This window comes from Prochlorococcus sp. G4PB17 (genome assembly GCF_059772445.1).
Map to the genome: position 1 here is coordinate 1,942,392 of NZ_CM186288.1, position 6,474 is coordinate 1,948,865.

Below are 6,474 nucleotides of genomic sequence, written 5' to 3' on the forward strand. Positions count from 1 at the left end.
GTTTTTCACATGGAAGGGTGGAGGCAAAAAAAAAGACCAGAGTGCCTAGAAAAAAGGTTCGAATTTAAATCTTATGAAAAAAATAGAGATTTTCTTGATGCACTAGGTGACTATTGCGAGAGGGTCAATCGCTTTCCCGATATAAGTTTTGGGAAGACTTATGCAAATATAACTATTTGGCCCATAGACAATAATGAAAAAGAGGAAATATCAAAAGATGATCATGATTTCGCATGTAAAATAGATTTTTTAAATAAACAGCAAGAAAATTAATCTTCCTCTTTTGGTTGTTCTAGATCTCTTTTGATTAATGCCATTAAATAGGAAGGAGTTTTATATCTTCCTGGCAAGCAGCGATTCAGAGTCTCTAAGTGACTCCAGCAAACAGTTCTTTGAATTTGATCAGAAGTACGTCCCTGTTGCAATAGCCTTCTAAGAGCTTTGCAGTAGAGAGGGTATCCTGCCTCTAGTTCGCCAATAGTCAACTTGGCAGTGGACATTGTCTATTGCGAATCAGTTATTAATTTAGACAATAATGGGGCCACTTAGCAAAGTGGCAAGGTTCTTTTTAGTCACAAAGTTGTTTTTAGTTCTGGTTCCCTAGCCAAGCTATGCAATCTATTTCAATTTTTCCTCCCTTTGGAAGATTTGATACTTCAACGCATGCTCGTGCTGGACTAGCTTTCTCGCTAAAGGTTTCTGCATAAATCGCATTTACTTTTGCAAAGTCATTTAAATCAGTTAGATAAATGGTTGTTCTTATTACATTTGAACTCTCCCCACCAGCAGCTCCCACTACGGCCATTAAATTTTTTAAAACTTGTCTAGTTTCTTCTTCTATATTTCCATTCCCGATCATTTCTCCAGTTAAAGGGTCTAAAGCAATTTGTCCTGAGCAATACAACCAGTTTTCTACTAAAACAGCTTGGTTATAGGGGCCAACTGGTTTAGGCGCAAATTTTGTTTCGATTTTTTCTATAGCTGAACTTTTCATGAATGATTATGCTTGAGTTAAGAGATTTAATACTCAAACTAGAATTTAACATTTCCAACTATCTTTGTGTCTTCTTAGCTTTGCAAATTTTTCGACATTCTGTGCTCTTAAAAATAAATTTGTTTTTCTTTCTTCCGAAATTGTTGATGGGAGACTACACATTCCCTTCTTACGCTTATTTTGTACAAGCTTTAACCTTTCGAGAATAGAAATATTTTTAGACTCTAAAGTTAGCGCCCATTTTAAGTTGTTTTCTGTATATTCATGAGCTGAGTATATTTTAGTGTTTTCTGGTAGGGAGTTAAGTTTATATAAACTTTCAAACATCTGAGATGGAGTCCCTTCTAGAAGGCGACCACACCCTCCTCCAAAAATAGTATCTCCAGGGAACAATATATTATATTTCGCAATTTTTTTTGATACATAAAAAGCTATATGGTTATTAGTATGACCATTCACTTCAATGACTTTAATCTCACTATCCATTAAATAAAAAATATCATTATCATCAACCGAATGTGTTTGGAAAGGTATTCTTGTAAGTTCTTTTTTTGAAGCAATTACTTTTGCATCCGGCCATCTTTTGATTAACTTTTGAGTCCCGCCAATATGGTCATCGTGATGATGTGTTAGAAAAATAGCTTTTAATGATAGTTTTTTTTCTAAAAGCCATTTTTCTACTGGATCTGAGATGGAAGGATCTACGACCACTGCATTGCAATTGTGGACCCATACCCATACGATATTGTCCAATAAGACAGTGATTGGGTAAACAGTGAATTCGCTTTCTTTCTCTATCATTGTTTGTTTAAGTAATGAAGTGGTTAGAGTCCACTTCAATAGTCTTTGACATGTTTACTGTTGCATTAGCTAAAGGGGCCTTATTGCAAGAATCAGTCTCAATGTTTTTGGACGTTGGACTTGATTTCACTGCTGTATTAGAAGATGGCAATCGGCAATTGATGGTCCCGTCAGTTTGTGGACGCGCTAAAGCCCTTTTGGTTAGGAATAGTGATGTCCCTGTTTACGTATCTTATGGGCAGGCGCAACTAGGAATAGTGGGTTTTGATGTATTACAAGAGCAGAAATTGCAGGTTTCCAATTTGGTAGACCTTGGCTTTGGAAAGTGTCACATGTCAGTTGCAGTTAAATCGAACAGTGGTTACTTGAGTGCTTCAGATTTGCCTCCCAACTGTCGTGTGGCAAGCAAATTCACAAACTGTGCAAAGAATTTTTTTGATCAAATTGATTTACCAGTCCAATTGGTTCATTTGAGTGGATCGGTTGAACTTGGTCCTATTACTGGCATGGCGGAAGCAATTGTAGATTTAGTCGCAACTGGTCGTACTCTTAGAGATAATGGTCTTGTAGAAATTGAAGAACTTTTCAAATCAAGCGCCAGGCTTGTTGGTCATCCATTATCTTTAAGGTTAGATGGAGGACCTCTTCAAGAAATTATTGATTCAATTCAAAACCAATCTTTGACCAAAAACTTTTCTGATGGCAAAAAATGATTTTCGAAGAGTTAAGAAACTTGGAAGATATTTAAAGAAAGAGAAGAAACGTTTAATTCTTATACTTTTAATATTATTACCCGTTGCATTGGCTGGCTCTATTCAACCTTTACTAGTAGGACAGGCTATTTCTATTTTAAGAGAAGAGAATACAATATCCTTTTTTGATGATTTATCGAATGAATTATCAATTAAATTGATAATAGGAACATTATTTTTTACTGTTCTTTTAAGGCTGGGATTACAAGGCTTTCAGTCATACAATATTCAATCTGTAGGTCAGAGGCTAACAGCAAGAATTAGGAATGATTTATTTTCTCATTCCATGTCCTTATCATTGCGGTTTCACGACAAAATGCCTGTTGGTAAATTGTTAACAAGATTGACTAGTGATGTGGATGCTTTATCTGAAGTTTTTGGCAGCGGAGCTGTAGGTGTTTTGGCTGATTTTGTAAGCCTAATAGTTATATCAATAACAATGATTTTGATTGAATGGAGATTAGGATTACTGCTTTTAATTATACAGATACCTGTTACTTTGTTTATCCTCTGGTTGCAAAAACGTTATCGTAAACAAAATTATAAAGTGAGAGAAGAATTATCTCAATTAAATGCAAATTTTCAGGAAAATCTTCAAGGTTTAGAAGTTGTTCAAATGTTCAGAAGACAAACTTTAAATGGCCAAAAATTTTTCAGAACAGGAAATATCTATAAAAATGCCGTAAACGGAACTATTTTTTATGATAGTAGTATCTCTGCTTTTATTGAATGGATATCCTTGGCTGCAGTTGCGTTGGTTATTTCTTTAGGTGGATATATGGTAACAGCAGGAGCAATGGGGCTAGGAACTCTTACAACATTTATTTTGTATTCTCAAAGATTATTTGAACCTTTAAGACAATTGGCAGAAAGATTTACACAAATACAGGGTGGTTTAACTGCAGTGGAAAGAATAAGTGAATTGCTTGATAGGAAAATTGAAATTTATGATCAAATTCCAAAGAGGGAGGATAACAAAACGTTAACAAATATAAGTAAAAATTTGTTAGGGGAAGTTGTATTTGAAGATGTAAGTTTCTTTTATAGAGAGGATGAACCTATCATAAATAACTTAAGTTTTAAAATTAAGTCAGGAGAACATGTTGCTCTTGTAGGTCCAACGGGATCAGGAAAGACTACGCTAATAAGATTGTTATGCAGACTTTATGAACCTCAAGTTGGAAATATATATCTTGATGGCCAAAATATAAAAAATATACCTCTCGAACTATTAAGACGGCAGCTTGGTGTTGTACTTCAAGATACTTTCCTTTTTAGTGGAAATGTCGCAGATAATATTCGTTTAGACTCTTCAGTAGATAATCAACGCTTGAAAGAAATCTGTAGTGAATTAGGTCTTGATAATTTATTGAGTAAATTGCCAAATGGATTGGAAACATATATAAGAGAAAGAGGAGGTAATCTCTCTTCGGGAGAGAGACAGCTTTTATCTATCGCTAGGGTTGCAATAAGAGATCCAAAAGTATTAATTATGGATGAAGCAACTGCTTTTATGGATCCATCAACTGAGGCAACTTTGCAAAGAGATCTAGATAGATTATTAGAGAAAAGGACAGCGCTTGTCATAGCACATAGATTGGCAACAGTAGAATCGTCCGATCGTATACTTGTGATGAGAAAAGGAAGATTAATTGAGCAAGGGACTCATAAAGAATTAAGAGGTTTGGGGGGACTTTATTCTCAGCTTGCTGATTTACAAGAACAAGGACTTACAACTATCTAATTACGATTAATTCATGATTAACTTAGGTTCAAAAAAAATAGGTACGCCAGGATGGAGGAAACAAAATAAACTTTCTGATGAAACTTTAAAAAATATATACGGGGAACAATCTCTCCAATATTTTAGTAAAAGCAACTCCTCCCTATTCGTTTTTAGTCAGACAAAGTCTTTAGATTTAATTGAACTTGAGCAACTGCTTCAGGCCGTTGGGTGGGGACGAAGACCACTTAGAAGGGTTAAAAGAGCACTGGAGAACAGCTTACTTAAGGTTGGATTGTGGCAGCATGATCCTAAATTTCCGAGATTAGTAGGATTTGCTAGATGCACTGGTGATGGAATAATTGACGCAACAATATGGGATGTAGCTATTAACCCTATATATCAAGGCTATGGATTAGGTAAAAAACTAATGTCATATTTGATGATGAGTTTAAAAAGCAAAGGCATTAAAAGAGTAACTTTATTTGCTGATGCTGATGTGATTACTTTCTATAAGAGACAAGGTTGGATTTTAGAGCCAAAAGGGAATAAGTGTGCTTTTTGGTATTCAAATTAATTAATTTAGTATTCTTAAATTATGAATAGTATTCTTTGAATAAAAGATTTATATCATGACCTCGCCTCCAACTTCTTCTTAACTTTGCATTTTTAATAGCACGTTTAATTATATTTGACTTTCTCCATTTTATATCATCTGTATATATTTTCTCTCCAATCCGCTTTACTTTGTTCGTTTTAGTTATCCTCGTGATCAAGTCAAGATCTTCCATTATTTTTAATGAAGAGAATCCTCCTGAATTGTAATAAAGTTCTTTATGAATTAAGAGACCTTGGTCACCATAAGGTCTTTGAAAAAATAAACTTCTAAAGGCTACTGCAATTTCTAATAATCTGAATCCTAAATTACTATTTTTTAGCTTAAAATCAAAATACCAAGCGGATGCCTCTGATGTTTTTTTCTTTATGATCTCATTTAAGCTTTTGGCCCAAGTTGGCTCTAATCTGCTATCAGCATGAAGAAATAAAATCCAATCTCCTTTAGCATTTGATGCCCCAATATTTAATTGATAACCTCTATTCTTTTTAGCGCTTTTTATAACATTTGATCCTTGTATTTTTGCTATAGAAATAGTTAAATCTGTACTCCCTCCATCAACTACGGTTAAATCAAAATCATACGGCCATATATTTAAGTCAGATAAAAGCAAGGGGAGATTATTTGCCTCATTCAAAGTTGGTATGATGATGCTGAGAGTTGGAAACTTTTGTAATCTAGCCATTGCGATAGATCAATAATACTATCCACATCATTTTTGGTTTGAAGTAGTTCATAATTTATTCCATTAAGGGATGCTAATTGAATTGTTTTTTGAAGCACTTGATCGGTTCCCCATTTTATTCCTGAAAATGGCCATATACAAAGAGGGCTTAAAAGTTTCTTTGATAATCCAATAAGCCAGTAGCCTCCATCAGTGGAAGGACCAATAATCATTTCTTTGTTACTTACTATTTTTATTGCTTGAGTTAAGTCTGCATATGAGATTGATGGCAAATCAGTTCCAATTATTAGAATTGAGCTAGGAATTTTGTGAGAATTGGAGGGGAGGGCTTGAGTCTTTAAAAACTGTCTTTTCATTTTGGTACCAAGATTGCCAGGTCCTTGAGTCACGACATTTTTGATTTTGTTTGTCATTGCCCATCTTTTTGCTGCTTTGATACCTATTCCATCTATGGCAACCTTTATATCTGCGAGGCCCTCTTTTTGAATTCTCTTTGTAACCTTAATTGTGTGATTGGTGAGTCTTTTTTGGATTTTGGTTGCTTGAGGTGCACCTATTTGCTCTGATAAACGACTTTTACATCTATAGATGGCGTGCCATCTTGTCATTACAACTATGGTTGGTTTTGGTTTCATTTGAATTCTTTTGTTTGAAAAATTTTATTTTTCATCAGATATATCGTTATTAAGTTCAGAGTTCTTTTCTTATTTGAAGTTTAAGTTACTAATCGTTGCATCTGATTAATTTTTGTTTTGTAAAAATTAATCTATATAGGCTGCGATTTTCCTAATCCAAAGCGATAATTAGTTTCTTGGCGATGACGATTCAATTTTTACAACTGGATTCCCATATTTATTAATGACCGATATGAGTTTTTTGCCTAGATTCATATTCCATTAGGTA

General features: G+C 34.3%; 9 protein-coding genes. 4 read left to right on the forward strand and 5 right to left on the reverse strand.

The features are described 5' to 3' along the window. Positions 1 to 9: 9 nt before the first annotated feature. Positions 10 to 273: a 4a-hydroxytetrahydrobiopterin dehydratase gene (locus AC6EJB_RS11025; protein ID WP_498491557.1), complete on the forward strand. Its 264-nt coding sequence runs from the start codon at positions 10 to 12 to the stop codon at positions 271 to 273. Here the strand turns inward: AC6EJB_RS11025 and AC6EJB_RS11030 are convergent. From AC6EJB_RS11030 to gloB, 3 genes are all read right to left on the reverse strand, one after another. Next, positions 270 to 500 (reverse strand): DUF3136 domain-containing protein, encoded by a 231-nt coding sequence (locus AC6EJB_RS11030; protein WP_269604993.1) that lies wholly within the window; start codon positions 498 to 500, stop codon positions 270 to 272. The two genes, AC6EJB_RS11025 and AC6EJB_RS11030, sit on opposite strands and share 4 nt — an antisense overlap. 86 nt (positions 501 to 586) lie before the next feature. After that, the gene (locus AC6EJB_RS11035) at positions 587 to 994 is read right to left on the reverse strand and encodes a Rid family detoxifying hydrolase (RefSeq protein WP_498491559.1); all 408 of its coding nucleotides are present in this window, start codon (positions 992 to 994) and stop codon (positions 587 to 589) included. Between the two features lie 45 nt (positions 995 to 1,039). Then, positions 1,040 to 1,795 carry a hydroxyacylglutathione hydrolase gene (gene gloB / locus AC6EJB_RS11040; protein ID WP_498491560.1) on the reverse strand — a complete coding sequence of 252 codons (756 nt, stop codon included), beginning with the start codon at positions 1,793 to 1,795 and terminating at the stop codon, positions 1,040 to 1,042. Between the two features lie 50 nt (positions 1,796 to 1,845). On the opposite strand from gloB, the gene hisG reads away from it, so the two are divergent. Genes hisG through AC6EJB_RS11055 form a run of 3 tightly spaced genes read left to right on the forward strand, consistent with a single transcriptional unit; the run spans position 1,846 to position 4,847 of the window. After that, complete coding sequence (gene hisG / locus AC6EJB_RS11045; protein WP_498493048.1) at positions 1,846 to 2,508, forward strand: ATP phosphoribosyltransferase; 663 nt, start codon at positions 1,846 to 1,848, stop codon at positions 2,506 to 2,508. After that, positions 2,495 to 4,291: an ABC transporter ATP-binding protein gene (locus AC6EJB_RS11050; RefSeq protein WP_498491561.1), complete on the forward strand. Its 1,797-nt coding sequence runs from the start codon at positions 2,495 to 2,497 to the stop codon at positions 4,289 to 4,291. Before hisG ends, AC6EJB_RS11050 begins: the two co-directional genes overlap by 14 nt. Positions 4,292 to 4,304: 13 nt before the next feature. Then, on the forward strand, positions 4,305 to 4,847 hold the full coding sequence (locus AC6EJB_RS11055) for a GNAT family N-acetyltransferase (RefSeq protein WP_498491562.1): 543 nt from the start codon (positions 4,305 to 4,307) through the stop codon (positions 4,845 to 4,847). Positions 4,848 to 4,866: 19 nt separating this feature from the next. Here the strand turns inward: AC6EJB_RS11055 and AC6EJB_RS11060 are convergent, their stop codons facing one another. Beyond that, positions 4,867 to 5,571: a TIGR04283 family arsenosugar biosynthesis glycosyltransferase gene (locus tag AC6EJB_RS11060; protein ID WP_498491563.1), complete on the reverse strand. Its 705-nt coding sequence runs from the start codon at positions 5,569 to 5,571 to the stop codon at positions 4,867 to 4,869. Beyond that, on the reverse strand, positions 5,520 to 6,206 hold the full coding sequence (locus AC6EJB_RS11065; RefSeq protein ID WP_498491565.1) for a TIGR04282 family arsenosugar biosynthesis glycosyltransferase: 687 nt from the start codon (positions 6,204 to 6,206) through the stop codon (positions 5,520 to 5,522). Before AC6EJB_RS11065 ends, AC6EJB_RS11060 begins: the two co-directional genes overlap by 52 nt. Between the last annotated feature and the right edge of the window lie 268 nt (positions 6,207 to 6,474).